The following is a 15,568-nucleotide window of genomic DNA, read 5'->3' on the forward strand; positions in this document are numbered from 1 at the left end:
TCAGTCTGACGCACCGCTCCGGCGGGCGCCCGCAGCGTCCTCGGCGAGCCGGGCATTCGCGACACGCGTTCAAGACGATCGACGGACGCGAGCGACGCGCGGCGGGTACCTGTCGTTCAGCCCGTCAGTCCAGCCCCGCACATACGAAGCGGGCCGCCCCTCCACGTGGGAGGGGCGGCCCGCTCGGCATGCGACGAGGTGCGTAGCTCAGCTCTTGGTGAGCACCTCGTCGGCCTCCTCGTACGGAGCGTCCTCACGGACGCCGGCGGCCTTGAGCTGGTCGGCCTCGGCGTGCAGATCCTTGACGACGCCCTGCGCCTCGTGGTCGTGCTCGACCGACGGGGCCGAACCCCACAGCGGTCGGCCGTTCGACTCGGGCAGGAAGTGCACCGAGACGAGGCCGATGACGCCCGCGATGATGAGGATGTACGCGGGCCACATGAGGTTGCCGGTCGCGTCGACGAGAGCGCCCGTGTAGAGAGCCGTCGTGCCGCAGAACGCGGAGATGAAGATGTTGAACGCGATCGACAGCGCACCGGCGCGCACGGCCGTCGGGAACAGCGACGGCAGCGTCGACGGCATCGTGGCGCTGAAGCAGATGAGCGACAGACCCATGATGATGAGACCCGCGATGACGGAGCCCTCGGTGTTGCGCGTGATGAGCATCAGCGACGGGAACGCCAGCACGATCAGCATGACGGAGCCGATGCGCACGATCGTCTTGCGCCCGATGCGGTCGGAGGCCAGACCGATGAGCGGGATGATCGCGAGGCAGACCGCCATGACGATGATCTGCGAGACGTTGTTCATGTTGTCGCTGATGCCCTGGCCGCCCTTGTGGTCGGTGACCGTCGACAGGAAGCTCGGCATGTACGCCGTCAGCATGTAGTTCGTGACGTTCCACGCGATGACGAGGCCGCCGCAGACGAGCATGGCGGGCCACATCTTGAACGTGTCCTTGAGCGAGACCTTGTTGTCCTTCTCGCGCTGCTCCGACTCGGCCTCGAGGGCCTCGAACGCCGGGGTGTCGCCGAGCTTCGAACGCAGATAGACGCCGATGAAGCCGAGCGGCAACGCGAGGAAGAACGGCAGGCGCCAACCCCACGAGTGCAGCTGATCGGTCGTGCACAGCGCCATGACGAGCGCCGACATGCCGGCACCGAGCAGGTAACCGGTGAACGTGCCGACCTCGAGGAGGCTGCCGAGGAAGCCGCGCTTCTTGTCGGGCGCGTACTCGGCGATGAACGTCATCGCGTTGCCGTATTCACCACCGGTCGAGAAGCCCTGCAGGACGCGGCACAGGAACAGCAGGACGCAGGCCCAGACGCCGGCGTGCGCGTAGTCCGGGATGAGGCCGATGGCGACGGTCGCGCTGGCCATCATGATCATCGTCATCGCGAGGACCTTGTTGCGACCGATGCGGTCGGACAGCGGGCCGAGGATGATGCCGCCGAGCGGGCGGAAGAGGAAGGCGACGGCCATGAGCGCGTACGTCATGAGCGTCGCGGCGGAGCCCTCGAGCGGCATGATGACGTCACCGATCGTGAGCGCCATGTAGCTGTAGACACCGAAGTCGTACCACTCGGTGATGTTGCCGATCGCGGCGGCGCCGATGGCGCGCTTGATGACGTCGGGGTGCGTCACCGTCACCTCGTCGACAGACCATCGTCGACGAACACTGTCCGGTCCGAACATGTGGTTTGCCCCTTTCACACGTGGGTCGGTTGTCTGACGTTTCTTCGCGAGGCTATGGGAGTTCTCGACCCGGCACCAAACAGCAATCTGGCTGCAAATCAAGCAGATTGACAAAAGATCGACTGTCGATTCGCCGCCGTCGCGGGTTGCGAAGGTGGGGTTTGGACGCCAGGTGACCACGTCGTGAGACGACGTAACGGCCTGTGCGCGTAGGGCGTTGAGGGGATGGCGAGGCTGGGAGCCGCTTCGGCGCAACCCCTCAAGAAGCTGAGGGCCCGAGGGGCGCTGCGCCGCCGCTGGCCGGCGGATCAGCCGGGACGATGATGTGTCGACCCTCACACGCCATCGGGTGCGTTCAGGCCGAGCGAGGTACCCGCGCCGGGTCGACGAGAGGCGCAGCGAGTCGGCCCGTCACGATGTCGGCGGCCTCGCGCCAGTCGTCCCCGAGGGCGACGACGCCGGGCGCGCCCGCGAGGGTCGCGCCGGGGCCGGCGACGTAGACGGGTGTCGAACGCGCCATGACCGTCAGCTCCGAACGGCGGGCCGCGAACGACGTCGCCTTCATCCCCGAGATGACGCACGCCCGCGCGCTGGTGGCGCGCACGGCGGCACTCGTCGCGGCCCACGGGGTGTTGGCGCCGAGCACGAGCGGCGCCCAGCCACGTTCGACGAGCATCGACGAGAACAGGTGGTTGGGCAGGTCGTGCAGTTCGCCGGGCGGGCACGTCAGGACGACGCGGGGGCGCGCGTCGCGCTCTGACTCGGTGCGAACCGCCTCGCCTCTGAACTCCGAGACGACGGAGCGGACGATGTTCGACGCGTGGTGCTCGTGCATGACGCTGAGTTTGCCGGCCGACCACATGACGCCGACGTGGTGCAGCGCGGGCACAAGGACGTCGGCGACGAGGGCATCGACGCCGTGTTCGTCGCGAGCACGAGCGAACTCGGCGCGCAGCGCATCCTCGTCGAGGGTGAGGACGGCGTCGAAGATGCGCCGGCCCACCTCGGCCGTGAGGATGTCGTTCGTCTGCAGATCCATCGTCAGATCAACATATCCCGCGGACCTGCCGGGGCGAGGTGTCATTCGTCCTGTGCGGCATGGTCTTTCGCTGTTCGCTGTTCGCTGTTCGCTGTTCGCTGTTTGCCGGAGCCCCGGGTCTCTAGGCTCGTGGCATGAACTTCGTCGAACACGGCTCCGGTACCCCCATCGTGCTGCTTCACGGCTTCGACGCCGACCACCGGCTCGTGCTGCCGTTGGAGTCGGCCTTCACCGCGGGTGCGGCGCGCGAGGACGTCGCGACGACGGGCTGGCGTCGTCTCTATCCCGATCTGCCGGGCTTCGGCAGCACCCCGATCGGTGACGCAGCGAGCACCGACGACGTCGTCGAGCGTGTGCTTGCGTTCGTCGACGAGCAGATCGGTGACGCATCGTTCGCCATCCTCGGTGACTCGTTCGGCGGGATGGTCGCCCGCGCTGTCGCGCACCGCCGTCGCGAGCAGGTGCTCGGGTTGGGCCTGCTCGCGGCGGTATTCGTCGCGGACTCCGATGCCCGTAAGACGCCGGAGCAGACGGTGCTGCGACGCGATGACGACGCCGTCGCCCAGGTCGGGGACAAGGCCGACGACTACACGGCCGTCGCCGTGGTGCAGAGCGACGACACAGCCCGTCACTTCCTCGAGTTCGCCGCGCCCGGAGCCGAACTGGCTGACAAGGACGCGATGAAGAAGCTGACGGAGAACTACGAGCTGGGCGAGCAGCCCGAGGACGAGGCGCCCTTCGAGAAACCGACGCTCATCCTCACCGGCCGCCAGGACCACCTCGTCGGCTTCGGCGACGCGCTGCGCCACCTCGAGCACTACCCGCGCGCCACGTTCGCGACGCTCGACGGCGCCGGCCACAACGTTCACTTCGAGCGCTCCGACCTCGTCAGCGCCCTCGTCGCCGACTGGCTCACCCGCATGCGCGACCTGCCCGCCTGACGGGGTGTGACGGCGGGCTTGACGGGCGGCCCGATGGCGTCGTCCGGGTGGCGTCGCTCCGCGCGTCAGACCGGGTGGCTGCGGTAGGCAGCCTCGGCTGACGGGTCGAGCGCTCCGCGACGGATGAGTTCGCGCAGAGCGAGCAGCGCGACGCCGTGCTGGTCGTACATGTGATGCATGACGAGCGCGAGGTGCTTGAGTGCCTCGTCGTCGACGGTCTCGGCGTCGTCGAGGCGGGCGAGATCGCGCACGTAGAGCATGTCGGCCTCGACGAGCTGACGTGCGTGCGCCTCGTCGGTCGGCGCGTCGCGACCAGCCCACTGCACCGGCGCGAGCGGCCAGGTCTTCGTCGCGACGAACGCCTGTGGCACGAATCCCTGCGCGCGCAGCTCGACGTCGACATCGGCGAACGTCGGCTGATCGACGTAGAGACGGTGAAAGTTCACCTCGAGCTGGATGCTCGTCGCCGTGCGCAGGCGCTCGCGGCCGTTTCGGAAGATCATCAGCTCGGCGCCCTGCACGTCGATCTTGAGGTGGTCGAGCAACTCGATCTCGGTGATGTCGTCGAGGCGGGTCGTGTCGACGTCGACGCGGTCGACGACCTCGGCGAGCCGCGGGAAGTCGGTGAGCAGGTCGAGTTGCGGGGCGTCCGGTTCGAACAGGCTCGTGAATCCCGATTCGGCGCACACGTGCAGGGTGTGACGCTCGCCGTCACCGATGGCCGCAGGCAGGTAGCGCTCGTGCGGCCCGGCGGCGCGCTCGAGACGCGCGAGGGCGTCGGGTTGCGGCTCGAATCCGGTGACGCGGCACAGACCGTCGCGCAGCATCGGCAGATAGGGCGGGGTGTCGACCAGGGGGTTCGCGCCGATGTCGACGACCTCGGTGAGGCGGCTCGGCTGCATTAGTTCCCGTAGAGCGGACATCGATGCTCCTTCGCGACGGCATGACGGGTCGTCGCAGTCTTTCAGGTGCGCGCGGATCCTTCGTCCGTGGGCAGGGGGAAGGGCGACCCGGCCATGCACCGGACGGGTTGCGCCGGGGTCGATGCGCCCGTCTCCCCCAGAGGTGCCGGGCGTGGCATAGCGTGAGGTGGTGACGCAGACCTCCCGCTGGGACACCGGCTTTCCCGACCCCGAGCAACTGCGCGAGACGGCCCGTCAGGCGCGTCAGCTGCCGACCGAACCGATGAGCCGGGGCGTGCGCGTGATCGTCGGTGGGGCCGTGGCCGTCTGGCTCGTCACTGTTCTCGTCGTCTATTCGACCCTGCCCGAACGCGTCCCGACGCACTGGGACGGCTCGAAACCCGACGACTGGTCGAGCCGCGCCGGGGCGCTCGTCGCGTTCGTCGTCGGCCCGATCGCCATCGGCGCCGTGCTGCGCCTCGTGACGTCGCTCGTCCTGCGCTGGCCGCAAGGCATCAACGCGCCGAACAAGGAGTACTGGCTGCAGACGCCGCAACGGCTGCGACACTTCGAACGGCTGGTTCGCGAGGACCTCATGCTCATCGGTGCTCTGACGACGCTGCTGTTCGCCGCGATCAGCGTGATGACGGGTGTCGCCGCGCATCGTGAAGGCGGGGAGCTGCCCGGGGTGTTCTTCTCGGTCATCATGATCGCGTTCATGGCAGGCATTCTGGGCCTCGTCGTGCGGATGCTGCTCGGCAGGCGCTATCAGCCGTCGGACGAGGCGGTGTGACCAGCAGTTGAGGACAGGCGGGGCTGCGTCGCGTCGACGGGTGCGTCAGGTTGATGAGTTGTCCGACGGCTGAGGACGCCGACGCTCAAGACGCATCCCGACGCTGCGGGGCGCAGTCTCGACGAAGCCGAGGCTCTCGTACAACGGCCGGCCCGGCGCGTCGGCCATGAGCGTCACATAGGCACCGGGCGGCGCGTCGTGTTCGATGCGCGCGAGCAACCGAGTGAGGATCGCCCGCCCGAGGCCCTGACGCTGATGCTCCGGCGAGGTGGCCATGTCGGCGACCATGAAGTACCACCCGCCGTCACCGATGACGCGGCCCATCGCGACGACGTCGCCGCTCGCGCGATGACGAACCGTCACCCATGCCCACGAGTTCGTCAGGGCCGGCGCGCCCTGTTCGGCGGTGCGGGGTGTGAGGCCGCTGATTCGTCGCAGCTCGAGGTAGGTCTCGAGATCCGGTGCGGAATCGAGCAGTTCGTAGTCGGTGTTCACGGGGCCTCCTGGTGGTGGGACGGAGTGGGAGAGAGGGCGGCGATAGAAGGTCGGCGAGAGCGCGGGGAAGCGTGAGCCACGGTGCATGAGGTCCGATCGCGATGCACGATCTCGTCGGCTCAGATGCACCTGCGTGCAGGTGCCTCTGGCGCATGGGGGCTGCCTGGTGGTGACGTCGATGTTGCTCATGGCAGGAGAACAGAGCCTGGGCGATGTGTGCGACGCGCCCTGAGACGTACGTGAGCCCTGCGGCCGCGCATCTGTCAGCCCCCGGCACCCCGTCAGAACAGACTGTGCTGCGCGACGGATTCCGGCGAGCGAGCGGCGTCGTCGAACGTGACGCGGCGCCCGCCCAGTGCGTCGAGGTCGACGAGCATGAGCGAATCGGCCGCTTCTTCCGCCGCATCCCCGGCCGCGCCTTCGGCTTCGGCTTCGGCTTCGGACGCAGCGTTGACCTGAACCAGCGCGACCGATCCGACGAGGCTGACGGGCGTCAGGCAGTGGGATCCGCCGGTGACGGGGTGGGCGTAGACGGGGTGGATGCCACGGCCGGCGTCGAAGAAAGCCGCGTGCAGCGCCGGGGGTTGCCACGCCTCGTGGGGCATCGAGCGCGCGCAGAGGCCGCGCGTTCGCAGGTGCGCCTCGACGGCGGCGACGCAGTCGGCGTGCGCGACATCGAGCGCCGTTTCGGGCAGCGCCCGGGTGAGAGCGGCGGCCTTGCTCGTCTTGTGACGCGCCTGGGGCACACCGACGTGCTCGGTGACGGCGTCCTCGAGAACTCGAACGGCGAGCCCGTCGTCCGTGCGTGCGACGTACGTGGCCCGCACCGCGCCTTGCTCGTCGAGACGAACTCGCTTGCGCGCATCGGACGCCGTACCGACCTTGTGCGCGCCGTCCGCGAACGTCGCGATGTAGAGCCAGTGAGGTTGCGCCAGGTAGCGACCGAGCGCCTCCGGTACATGGCCACCGCGATGCGCGTGGTGCATGAAGCGCGACTCGTCGCGACTCGAACACCGCTCGCACTGACGGCCCGTGGTGGCGAGACGCGCGTCGTCGCAGGGCTCATGACGGCCACCGCTCGACCCCGTGGCGATGAACACGCCGGTGCAGAATCGCCCCGTCGGGTCGACGTGGAACGCGAGACGTTCACCGACCAGGTTCAGCGTTCGTCGCTCGGTCTCGAGGGGGCTCGAGATGACGAGATGCGGCTCCCCACCCGTCCAGGAGACGGAGTGCGCGAGGAACGGCGTGTCGCGAGGAATGCTGGGGCGAGGCATGGCTCCATCCGATCATGACGGGGTAGATGGCAGCACTCGGGCTCGGACTGTCCGTACGCCCCGCGGCGCCCGTTGCAGGCCGCCCGTCGGGTCGCGTCACTTGGACCCCGCCAGATGGACCCAGTCCGTTGGAGGCCGCAGGCTGCACGTCTGAGTGGCCACTGGCCGCGTCGCCGCGCTCGTCATGGGGCAGGTCGACATGCGCCCCGAGTGGGTCGAGCCGGTCGCCGTCGCCTCGTACTACCACGACGCGGCGATCTGGTTCGAGCACACGTGGGACTACCTGCCCGACTCGGAAAGCCTTGCGGCGCAGGAGCTCTCGCGAACCGGCCACGAGGGTGACGCCGCGCTCGTCACCGCGATGATCGACGAGCACCACCGCGTCCGGCCGGCGCGCAACCCGCACCCCCTCGTCGAGGCGATGCGACGTGCCGACGCGACGGACGTCTACCGTCTGCCGCTTCCGCCGCACGTCAGCCGTGACGACTACCGCGCCATGCTGAAGCGGTTTCCCGACAACGGCATGCACCTCATGCTCGGGCGCGGGTTCGTCATGGGGCTGAAGGAGCGCAAGCGTCTCAACCCGATGCCGATGGTCAAGCTCTGAGCTGTTGACGCTGGTCGAATCCCCGACGGGCGCAACCTGCTTCGCCGAGCCCCGGGGCCTGACGGCGGGCGCCCCGGGTCCGCGCATCTCGATCGCGGACCTGTGGCACCCTGATCCGATGACGCTTCGACCCGGCGCCCGTGCGGCGTTCGCCTTCAACGCCGCGCTCGCCTGGATCGGGTTCGTCCTCGTCTGCGTGTTGTCGGCGACCGATCAGTACGCGCACGTGACGCCTGCTGCACACGAGTACGGCGTGCATCCCGGCGGTTTCGCAGGAGCGATCTCGCGGTTGTTCGACACGCTCAGCTACTTCACGGTCTGGTCGAACGTCATCGTCGCCATCAGTTGCACCCTCGTCGCGGTGGCGCCCCACGCCGACACGCGGTGGCGGCGCGTCGTCCGCCTCGACGCGCTCATCATGATCACCGTGACGGCCATCGTCTACGCGCTGCTGCTCGCGCCGGGGTCGCACCCCACCGGTTGGGACCTCGTGACGAACCCGTGGCAGCACATCGCCGTGCCGCTCGTCACCGTCATCGTGTGGCTCGTCTGGGGCCCGCGCGGCCGCATCGATCGGCGCACCGTCGCGTCGTGCTTCGCCATCCCCGGCGTGTGGATCGTCTACATGCTCGTGCGCGGCGCCGTCGTCGACGCCTACCCGTACCCATTCGTCAACGTCGACGCGCACGGGTGCGGCTCGGTGGCCGTGACGCTCGTCGTCATCCTGCTGTTCGGCCTCGTGCTGGCGCTCGCGTTCTGGGGCATCGACCATCTGCTGACACGTCGCGCGTCCATCCGCTCTCGGCCTTGAGGTCCGAAACGCCGCACTGCAGGGTTTCGGCCCTCAATGTCCGGAACGCTCACGCGGCGCGGACGCGAGCAGCGCCCAGGCGGCGGCGTTCAACGGGACACGCCCTGGACCGTTGTGTTCGCCTCAGCGCCGCGTCGCGTCACCCCGTCGACGACAGCCGTCAGCACGACCGCGGTGAGGAACGACGTCAGGCTCGCGCTCATCCAGCTCGGTGCCGTGAAGTGCAGGGTGCCCGCGATGTCGTGCCACATCCGTGACCACCAGCCGAGTTCGCCCGGGGAGATGAGCTGGTACATCGCGAACCCGGCGAGCCACGGCAACAGCATCAGTGGGCGACCCGGGGCGTCGACCGACGTGTTCCAGCGCCGACGCCCGCCGAACGCGTAGTAGTCGACGAGGAACCCCCCGAGCAGGGGCGCGAAAACCGAGCCGATGAGTGAGAGGAACGTTGCGAAACCGTAGATGTCGATGCTCCACGCGAGCACCATCGAGATGACGCCGAGCGCCGTCGAGATGAGGCGACGATCGACGCGCGGCAGCATGTTCTGCGCCGACACGGTCGGCGAGTACACGTCGACGAAGCACGCGTCGATCTCGCGCAGCGTCAGCACCCAGAAACACAGTGTGCCGCCGGTGATGCCGAGGAAGATCGAGAACACCTTGTCACCGTCACCACCGGCGATGACGAGCGCCACCATGCCGATGCAGTACACCGCGATCTGCGTGACGCTGTACCCGACATAGCTGCCGATGACGGCGGCGCGGTGCGACGTCGAGTGGCGCGCGTAGTCGCCCGCGACGGGCACCCACGACACGCACAGCCCGATGATCGCATCGACGGCGATCATCCAGCCGTCCCAGCCGTGGCCGTGGTAGGCGGGCAGGTCACGCGTCGCCAATTGCGTTGCGAGATAGACGAGCACGACGATCACCGCCACCGTCACGTACTTGCGCAGCACCTTGACCCAGTGCAACGGGTAGATCGCCAGCGTGATCGTCACGAGCCCGATGACGCCGATGACGGGCCAGCTCGGCACGTCCCAGAGCGTCTTGACGGCGAACGCCGTCGTCACCATCTCGAACGTTCCCCAGCCGACGAGCTGCACCATGTTGAGCACGCTCGGCACGTACGACAGACGCCCACCGAACAGGCCGCGCAGCATCACCATCGCCGGCTGCCCCTGCTGCGACGACGCGAGCGCCATCGCCGAGACGCCGGCTGTGCCGACGAGCGTCCCGACGACGAGTGCGCTGAGCGCCGCGCCGACGCCCATGCCCGGCGCGCCCATCGGCTGCAGTACGACGAGCGCGCCCGCGAACGCGAGCAGGCTCATGCCGAGGTTCGCCCACATGCCGAGCTGGTCGAGCAGGCCGAGGTTGCGCGGCGCGTGACCCTCGTCGAGGGTGCGGGGGACGTCGTGGGTGTCGAGCAGGTCGGGGGCGTCCTGCGCGGGGGAGTGCGACGTGGGGGAAGCGGTGCTCACGGGCTGAGTGTCTCCTCGAATCGTGGGACGGGAACATTCCGACCCGATGGAACCTTAGAGGCCGATCGCATCGAGTGGTCGCCGAACTACGCGTGCGCCTCCTGCGGCGCGCGATGATGGCGTCACCAGCGAAGGTCAGGAGAAGCCATGAAACCCCTCGAGGCAGTGACGGTCGTCGAACTCGCGAGCCTGGCGCCCGCACCGTTCGGCTGCATGATGCTCGCCGATCTCGGCGCTCACGTGACCCGTGTCGAACGTCCAGGTTCGGGTGCGCTCGACGTTCCGACGGCGGCGCTCGATCGGGGCAAGACGACGATCGTGGCTGACCTCAAGACGCCTGACGGACTCGCCGCCGTCCGCGAACTCGCCTCAGCGGCAGACGTTTTCGTCGAGGCCTACCGTCCCGGGGTCGCCGAGCGCCTCGGCGTTGGCCCCGACGACCTGCTCGCTCTCAACCCGCGACTCGTCTACGTGCGCATGACGGGGTGGGGTCAGCGCGGCCCGCTCGCGCAGACGGCGGGGCACGACATCAACTACCTCGCGTTGTCGGGCATGCTGCACCCGCTCGCGCGACCCGGTGAGCGTCCGAATCCGCCGACGAACGTGCTCGCCGACTTCGCCGGTGGTGGCATGCTGCTTGCCAATGGCGTCCTCGCGGCCCTCGTCGCACGGGCGACGACGGGTCGGGGGCAGGTGCTCGACGTCGCGATGGTCGACGGCGCGTCGCTGTACTCGACGTTCCTGCGCGGCCTGCACGCCGTGGGGTTGTGGGGCGGCGAACCCGGCACGAACCTGCTCGACGGCGGCGCACCGTTCTACGACACGTACACGTGTGCGGACGGCCGGCACGTCGCCGTCGGAGCGCTCGAACCACAGTTCTTCGCGGCCCTCGTCGACGGGCTCGGCCTCGACGCCACGACGCTGCCCGCGCAGACCGACGCCACGGGATGGTCGCGCTGGCGTGAGGTGCTGACGGCGACGTTCGCGACGAAGACGCGTGACGAGTGGGCGCAGCTGTTCGACGGCACCGATGCGTGCGTCACGCCCGTCCTCACACCCTGGGAAGCACCGCATCACCCGCATGCCGTGGGGCGCGAGGCGTTCGTCGACGTCGACGGCGTGACGATGCCCGCTCCCGCGCCGCGGTTCGGTGGAAGCGACTGAGGGTGCCGGCATCCGAAGACACGGGACCCCGCCGCACCAGGTACGCCGGTGCAGCGGGGTCTCGCGTGGACGGGGGAGGTCAGCCTTCGTTCTGCTTCGACTCGTCCGTCGTCTCGTCGATCTTGATGCCCTGCTGCTGCGAGCCGGACATGATCTGTGACAGCGCCGTGTTGGCGGCCATGATCGAGGCGAAGTTGCCCGAGGTGAGGTCGCCCTTCATGTTCTTGACGCTCTCGACGGCGGTGCCGAGCGGCTGCGCGATCGTCTTGCACAGCGTCGGGTTGGCCTGGGCGTTCTTGACGGCGTTGTCGAGCAGCTTGAGGTCGAGTGCGGCGGTCGCGCCACCCTTGATCAGGGCCTTCGTGCGGCCGTCGGCGCCCTTCTGGAACGTGCCGGCCTTGTAGGGCTTCCACAGGTAGCGGTGGAATGTGCCGGCCGTCAGGCCGATGTCCGTCGCGAAGCGCGTCTTGGCGAACTTGCGCGTGTTCTCGGTCGGGCAGTCGATCGGCTTGGCGCTCGACGAGGACGACGCGGACGACGATGCCTCGCCCGAGCCGCTGGCGCTCGAGTTGGAGCTGGCGTCGCCGGAGACGGAGGACGTCGCGCTCGCGGCTGCGCCGGAGGCGGCGCTCGTCGCGGAGGAGGCGGAGTTGGACGAGTCCGAGCCGCACGCCGTGAGAGCGGTGAGCGACAGGGCCGCGACGGTGGCGGTGGTGGTGCGAGTGAAACGCATCGGTGTTCCTTTCGGCGGGGATGTCGTAGGGGCAGACGCATGGAGAATCTATGGGTTGCGTCCAGGTGGGTGTGATCCCCGTCCCCCCGACATATGCCGGGGTCCTACGCTGGGAGACATGGTGGTTCGTCGCGTGGCCGTCGTCGGCGGTGGAGTCGCAGGACTGACCTTGGCCGCGGCGCTCGACCCGGCGCGTTTCGACGTCACCGTCCATGAGGCGCAACCCGATCGTCGGACGGGCGCGGCCCTCGGGTTGTGGCCTGACGCTCTGCGCGCGCTTGCAGAGCTGGGGGTGCAGCTCGGCGGCGGGCACGGTGTGAGCGGCGCTGCGCCCGGTAGGGCCCGCGGAGTCGGTGTGTCATCTGGAGTTGGAGTGGTTCGCAGGTGCGAGCGAGTCGACCTGCACACGATGACGGGGCGACGGCTGTTGCGGGCGCCCGCGCCACCCGTCGCGCAGGTTCGGCGCGAGCATCTCATGGTGGCGTTGCGGGCGGTGGCGCCCGCGCCCGTCGCGCATCGCGTCGACGATCCTCGCGAACTGGACGCCGACGTCGTCGTCGGTGCCGACGGCGTGCGCTCGCGGGTGAGGGGCATCGTCGACCCTCGGCGTGCCGAACGACGTGCGACGCCCTGGGTTACGTTGCGCGGTATCGCGCCCGCGCTCGAGGGTCTCGACGGAACGAACCCGTTTGCACGCGAGTTCTGGGGTGCGGGAAGGCTTTTCGGCGACGCTCCGGTGAGCGGTGGCAGGTATTGGTTCACCGCGCACGCGATGGCGTCGGCGCAGGGCGACACGTCCGATCACGGGGTCGGCGTGATGCGTGGGGCGTATGCGCCGGAGCAGCTCGACGTCATGGCGGTCGTCGACGAGGCGAGACGACGTTTCGCGGGTGCGGCACCCACCGTCCGGGCAGCGCTGGCCGCAGCCGACGACACGACCGTCGCGACGCGGTTGTGGGTCGCCCCGCCGATGCGTCGCTATGTGCAGGGCCGCTTCGTCGTCATCGGTGACGCGGCGCACGGGTCGCTGCCGAACCTCGCGCGTGGCGCGAGCGACGCCATCATCGACGCAGTGACGCTCGCCCGGGTGCTGAACGCCGACGGCGGCCTGGGCCGCTGGCAGCGTCGGCGATGGCCGGTGACGCAGGCCGCGCGGCTGGGCGCGTCGGCCGTCATGGCCGTCGCGACGGGCTGGGGGTAGCCCCTCCCCTCCTGCGCCCAAATGCGCCGGGTGCACTTGGGCGCAGGAGGTGTTTGAGTTGGGCCACCCCATCTGCGTCCAGATGCACCCGGGTGCACTTGCACGCAGATCGTCGGGGCAGAGACGTGCAGGATGGGGGCATGGCTACTTCTCTCTTGTTCGGCGCCGGCGATCTGGGCACGCAGATCGGGTTCGACCTGGCGCGCGCGGGCGATGACGTCGTCGCGCTGCGACGCCACGCCGATCGCGTGCCCGAGCCGCTGACGGGCATCTCCTGCGACCTCGGCGCGGGCGTCGACGCGGTGCGCGCGGCGCTCGAACCGTTGACGAAGCGCGGCGGCTGGGAGCGTGGGCCGCAACGTGTCGTCGTCTGCCTCACGCCCGACGCGCGCGACGAGGAGGCCTATCGGGCGACGTTCGTCGAGGCCACGGGTACTGCGCTCGCGGCGATCGCCGCGCTGGGTTGGGCGCCCGAGCGGGCCCTGTTCGTGTCGTCGACGGCGGTCTGCTCGTCCGGCGGTCTCGTCGACGAGAACACGCCGCCCGCTCCGCAGACGCCGACGGCCCGTGTGCTCGCCGGGGCCGAACAGCTTTTTCTCGCAGCGCTTCCCGCGTCGACGCGGGGCATCGTCGTGCGCCCGAGCGGCATCTACGGCCCGGGTCGCGAATGGTTCGTCAACCGGGTGAGCGAGGGCGACGTCGGCGATCCGTCACGGACGACGCATCGCGTGCATCGTGACGATCTGGCGCGCGCGATCACGCACCTGCTGACGATGACGGCGGAGCCCGACGCGCTGTATCTCGTCACCGATGACGCGCCCGCGTCGGCGGGTGAGGTTGCCACGTACCTGGCCGAACGCCTGGATGCCGACGCCGACCCGTCGTGGCGCGGGGAGTGGAGTGCGAGCCGTCGACTCGACAACTCGCGACTGCGGCGCACGGGGTTCGCGTTCGACTTCCCGACGTATCGCGAGGGCTACGCCGCCGTGCTGGACGGCGACGGCGTGCGTCATTCGTGACTCGCGCGACGCGTCATGCCTGAGTCATCTGCGCAGCGCGTCATCCTGACGCGGTCGGCGGCGACGCGAGAGAAGCGGTGCGGCTGTGAGCGACGCCGTCAGCGGCGTGTGGCGCCGATGATCGGTGAGTGGCTCCGGGGGGCTGCGGCGCGCCGTCGGCGGACAAGAGCCATGACGTGCCCGGCGCCGAGGAAGGTGATGCCGATGACGCTGAGCACGACGAGCGCGTAGGAGATGATCCGGTTGCACACGCCGATCTGAGTCGGCGCGCCCCAGGCGTACCAGTGCCCGGTTTCGGCGTAGGTGTACGTCTTGTACGCGAGAGCCCACAGGACGAAGGGGGCGCTGAAGAGGGCGCCTGCCGCGATGATGGACGCGCCCACGTGACGCAACCACCGATCGACGCCTGGTGTGAAGGACGCCATGCTGACCATCTCCTGTGTCGGAGCTCACGTAAAGGGGGCGCGTCTTTCGGATGAACAGCTTCACCCTTTGGGTCATTTTTTCCCTTAGGGCCGGTAGGTTGGGGCGGACAAGGGGCTGTTTTTCGGCATGACGCGGCATGCTGCCTCGGTTCGAAGAGCTGCCGGGGGAGGCTGGCGGGCAACGGCCGCAGACGACGATGGCGGGCGGTGGGGGGTGCGCCCTTCGTCAGGTATGCGCCGCCGGGCCGGTGGGCGGAAGAGGGGTCAGCGTGCCACGTCGAACACCGCGAGGTTGATGCCGTTGGCGAACTGCTGGCTCTCCACGAGCGTCAGGCGCGTCTTGATGCCGTCATCGGCGAACAGCCGCTTGCCGCCGCCGAGGATGACGGGGAACGTGAGGAGGGTGTAGCGGTCGACGAGGCCCGCGCTCGCGAGCGAGACGGCGAGCGTGGGCGAGCCGTGGACGAGGACGGGGCCGTCGGTGACGTCGCTGAAGCGCGAACCGTCGCCGTGGGCGCCGTCGCGCAGCTTGCGCACGTCGTCGAGCGTTGTCAGCAGGTGCGAGTATGCCCACCCGGAGGCGGTGACGGCGTCCTGCGTCAGTGACGTCGACACGACGAACTTGGGGAGTGCGTTGTAGGTCGCGAATTCGTCCATCGACGGCCAGACGGGCGCGAACTCCTCGAAGCTCACGCGGCCGAGCAGGAGCGCTGCGGCGTCCTGTTGTTCGCGGCCCTTGATCTCGTAGGCGGCGGGGTCGAACTCGACGTCCTCGAACGTCCAGCCCGCGTGCTCGTGGTTGCCCCCGCCGGGGGCTTCGACGACGCCGTCGAGGCTGATGAACTCGGTGATGACGATCGGGCGCATGACGGGCCTTTCGGCCGAGGTCGGCGGACGTGCTCAAGCATGGCACCCGGGCTGCGCGCACTCATGAGCTGAGAGTCGACATACATGACGAGAGGGTGGCGCAGCCGGCAGGGAA

General features: G+C 69.2%; 16 protein-coding genes. 7 read left to right on the forward strand and 9 right to left on the reverse strand.

Annotation, left to right across the window (positions count from 1 at the left end):
* Nucleotides 1–207: 207 nt before the first annotated feature.
* Nucleotides 208–1,695 carry an MFS transporter gene (locus DYE07_RS08900; RefSeq protein ID WP_062257209.1) on the reverse strand — a complete coding sequence of 496 codons (1,488 nt, stop codon included), beginning with the start codon at nt 1,693–1,695 and terminating at the stop codon, nt 208–210.
* A 355-nt stretch (nt 1,696–2,050) separates the two neighbouring features.
* On the reverse strand, nt 2,051–2,734 hold the full coding sequence (locus DYE07_RS08905; RefSeq protein ID WP_165584758.1) for a cobalamin B12-binding domain-containing protein: 684 nt from the start codon (nt 2,732–2,734) through the stop codon (nt 2,051–2,053).
* 134 nt (nt 2,735–2,868) lie between these two features.
* Between DYE07_RS08905 and DYE07_RS08910 the strand changes: the two genes are divergently transcribed.
* Complete coding sequence (locus tag DYE07_RS08910) at nt 2,869–3,675, forward strand: alpha/beta fold hydrolase (RefSeq protein ID WP_115296795.1); 807 nt, start codon at nt 2,869–2,871, stop codon at nt 3,673–3,675.
* Between the two features lie 65 nt (nt 3,676–3,740).
* Here DYE07_RS08910 and DYE07_RS08915 read toward each other — a convergent pair whose 3' ends face one another.
* Nucleotides 3,741–4,598 carry an FkbM family methyltransferase gene (locus DYE07_RS08915; protein ID WP_237723829.1) on the reverse strand — a complete coding sequence of 286 codons (858 nt, stop codon included), beginning with the start codon at nt 4,596–4,598 and terminating at the stop codon, nt 3,741–3,743.
* A 169-nt stretch (nt 4,599–4,767) separates the two neighbouring features.
* Here DYE07_RS08915 and DYE07_RS08920 point away from each other — a divergent pair, with 169 nt between their 5' ends.
* Entirely contained in the window at nt 4,768–5,370 is a 603-nt protein-coding gene (locus DYE07_RS08920) for a DUF1648 domain-containing protein (RefSeq protein ID WP_147286911.1), read from the forward strand.
* A gap of 45 nt (nt 5,371–5,415) precedes the next feature.
* Here DYE07_RS08920 and DYE07_RS08925 read toward each other — a convergent pair whose 3' ends face one another.
* Together DYE07_RS08925 and DYE07_RS14930 are read right to left on the reverse strand one after the other, a co-directional pair.
* On the reverse strand, nt 5,416–5,865 hold the full coding sequence (locus DYE07_RS08925; RefSeq protein ID WP_062257219.1) for a GNAT family N-acetyltransferase: 450 nt from the start codon (nt 5,863–5,865) through the stop codon (nt 5,416–5,418).
* A gap of 281 nt (nt 5,866–6,146) precedes the next feature.
* Complete coding sequence (locus DYE07_RS14930; RefSeq protein WP_177817234.1) at nt 6,147–7,142, reverse strand: DUF2797 domain-containing protein; 996 nt, start codon at nt 7,140–7,142, stop codon at nt 6,147–6,149.
* Nucleotides 7,143–7,296: 154 nt separating this feature from the next.
* Between DYE07_RS14930 and DYE07_RS08935 the strand changes: the two genes are divergently transcribed.
* Both DYE07_RS08935 and DYE07_RS08940 read left to right on the forward strand, forming a co-directional pair.
* Nucleotides 7,297–7,749 carry a hypothetical protein gene (locus tag DYE07_RS08935; RefSeq protein ID WP_174897347.1) on the forward strand — a complete coding sequence of 151 codons (453 nt, stop codon included), beginning with the start codon at nt 7,297–7,299 and terminating at the stop codon, nt 7,747–7,749.
* 118 nt (nt 7,750–7,867) lie between these two features.
* Nucleotides 7,868–8,560, forward strand: coding sequence for a Pr6Pr family membrane protein (locus DYE07_RS08940; RefSeq protein ID WP_144693864.1), 693 nt, complete (start codon nt 7,868–7,870; stop codon nt 8,558–8,560).
* A gap of 89 nt (nt 8,561–8,649) precedes the next feature.
* On the opposite strand, the gene DYE07_RS08945 is transcribed toward DYE07_RS08940, so the two are convergent.
* Entirely contained in the window at nt 8,650–10,044 is a 1,395-nt protein-coding gene (locus tag DYE07_RS08945) for a purine-cytosine permease family protein (protein ID WP_202775035.1), read from the reverse strand.
* 147 nt (nt 10,045–10,191) lie between these two features.
* Here DYE07_RS08945 and DYE07_RS08950 point away from each other — a divergent pair, with 147 nt between their 5' ends.
* Entirely contained in the window at nt 10,192–11,208 is a 1,017-nt protein-coding gene (locus DYE07_RS08950) for a CaiB/BaiF CoA transferase family protein (RefSeq protein WP_115296797.1), read from the forward strand.
* 79 nt (nt 11,209–11,287) lie between these two features.
* On the opposite strand, the gene DYE07_RS08955 is transcribed toward DYE07_RS08950, so the two are convergent.
* Nucleotides 11,288–11,941 (reverse strand): hypothetical protein, encoded by a 654-nt coding sequence (locus tag DYE07_RS08955; protein ID WP_083607414.1) that lies wholly within the window; start codon nt 11,939–11,941, stop codon nt 11,288–11,290.
* Between the two features lie 118 nt (nt 11,942–12,059).
* Between DYE07_RS08955 and DYE07_RS08960 the strand changes: the two genes are divergently transcribed.
* Together DYE07_RS08960 and DYE07_RS08965 are read left to right on the forward strand one after the other, a co-directional pair.
* A complete protein-coding gene (locus DYE07_RS08960) occupies nt 12,060–13,142 on the forward strand; it encodes an FAD-dependent monooxygenase (RefSeq protein WP_115297130.1) in 1,083 nt (360 codons plus the stop codon).
* Between the two features lie 140 nt (nt 13,143–13,282).
* Complete coding sequence (locus DYE07_RS08965; protein WP_115296798.1) at nt 13,283–14,161, forward strand: NAD-dependent epimerase/dehydratase family protein; 879 nt, start codon at nt 13,283–13,285, stop codon at nt 14,159–14,161.
* Between the two features lie 98 nt (nt 14,162–14,259).
* Here the strand turns inward: DYE07_RS08965 and DYE07_RS08970 are convergent, their stop codons facing one another.
* Both DYE07_RS08970 and DYE07_RS08975 read right to left on the reverse strand, forming a co-directional pair.
* A complete protein-coding gene (locus DYE07_RS08970) occupies nt 14,260–14,586 on the reverse strand; it encodes a hypothetical protein (RefSeq protein ID WP_147286912.1) in 327 nt (108 codons plus the stop codon).
* A 264-nt stretch (nt 14,587–14,850) separates the two neighbouring features.
* Complete coding sequence (locus DYE07_RS08975; RefSeq protein ID WP_115296800.1) at nt 14,851–15,453, reverse strand: dihydrofolate reductase family protein; 603 nt, start codon at nt 15,451–15,453, stop codon at nt 14,851–14,853.
* Nucleotides 15,454–15,568 lie beyond the last annotated feature (115 nt).

The sequence above is a fragment of the Dermacoccus nishinomiyaensis genome (assembly GCF_900447535.1).
Lineage (GTDB): Bacteria > Actinomycetota > Actinomycetes > Actinomycetales > Dermatophilaceae > Dermacoccus > Dermacoccus nishinomiyaensis.

Bases quoted from the DNA above. Each gene is read 5' to 3' on its own strand.
- DYE07_RS08910 (WP_115296795.1), top strand. From the start codon at position 2,869: ATGAACTTCGTCGAACACGGCTCCGGTACCCCCATCGTGCTGCTTCAC.
- DYE07_RS08960 (WP_115297130.1), top strand. From the start codon at position 12,060: ATGGTGGTTCGTCGCGTGGCCGTCGTCGGCGGTGGAGTCGCAGGACTG.
- DYE07_RS08915 (WP_237723829.1), bottom strand. From the start codon at position 4,598: ATGTCCGCTCTACGGGAACTAATGCAGCCGAGCCGCCTCACCGAGGTC.
- DYE07_RS08965 (WP_115296798.1), top strand. From the start codon at position 13,283: ATGGCTACTTCTCTCTTGTTCGGCGCCGGCGATCTGGGCACGCAGATC.
- DYE07_RS08900 (WP_062257209.1), bottom strand. From the start codon at position 1,695: ATGTTCGGACCGGACAGTGTTCGTCGACGATGGTCTGTCGACGAGGTG.
- DYE07_RS08970 (WP_147286912.1), bottom strand. From the start codon at position 14,586: ATGGCGTCCTTCACACCAGGCGTCGATCGGTGGTTGCGTCACGTGGGC.
- DYE07_RS08950 (WP_115296797.1), top strand. From the start codon at position 10,192: ATGAAACCCCTCGAGGCAGTGACGGTCGTCGAACTCGCGAGCCTGGCG.
- DYE07_RS08940 (WP_144693864.1), top strand. From the start codon at position 7,868: ATGACGCTTCGACCCGGCGCCCGTGCGGCGTTCGCCTTCAACGCCGCG.
- DYE07_RS08905 (WP_165584758.1), bottom strand. From the start codon at position 2,734: ATGGATCTGCAGACGAACGACATCCTCACGGCCGAGGTGGGCCGGCGC.
- DYE07_RS08955 (WP_083607414.1), bottom strand. From the start codon at position 11,941: ATGCGTTTCACTCGCACCACCACCGCCACCGTCGCGGCCCTGTCGCTC.
- DYE07_RS14930 (WP_177817234.1), bottom strand. From the start codon at position 7,142: ATGCCTCGCCCCAGCATTCCTCGCGACACGCCGTTCCTCGCGCACTCC.
- DYE07_RS08975 (WP_115296800.1), bottom strand. From the start codon at position 15,453: ATGCGCCCGATCGTCATCACCGAGTTCATCAGCCTCGACGGCGTCGTC.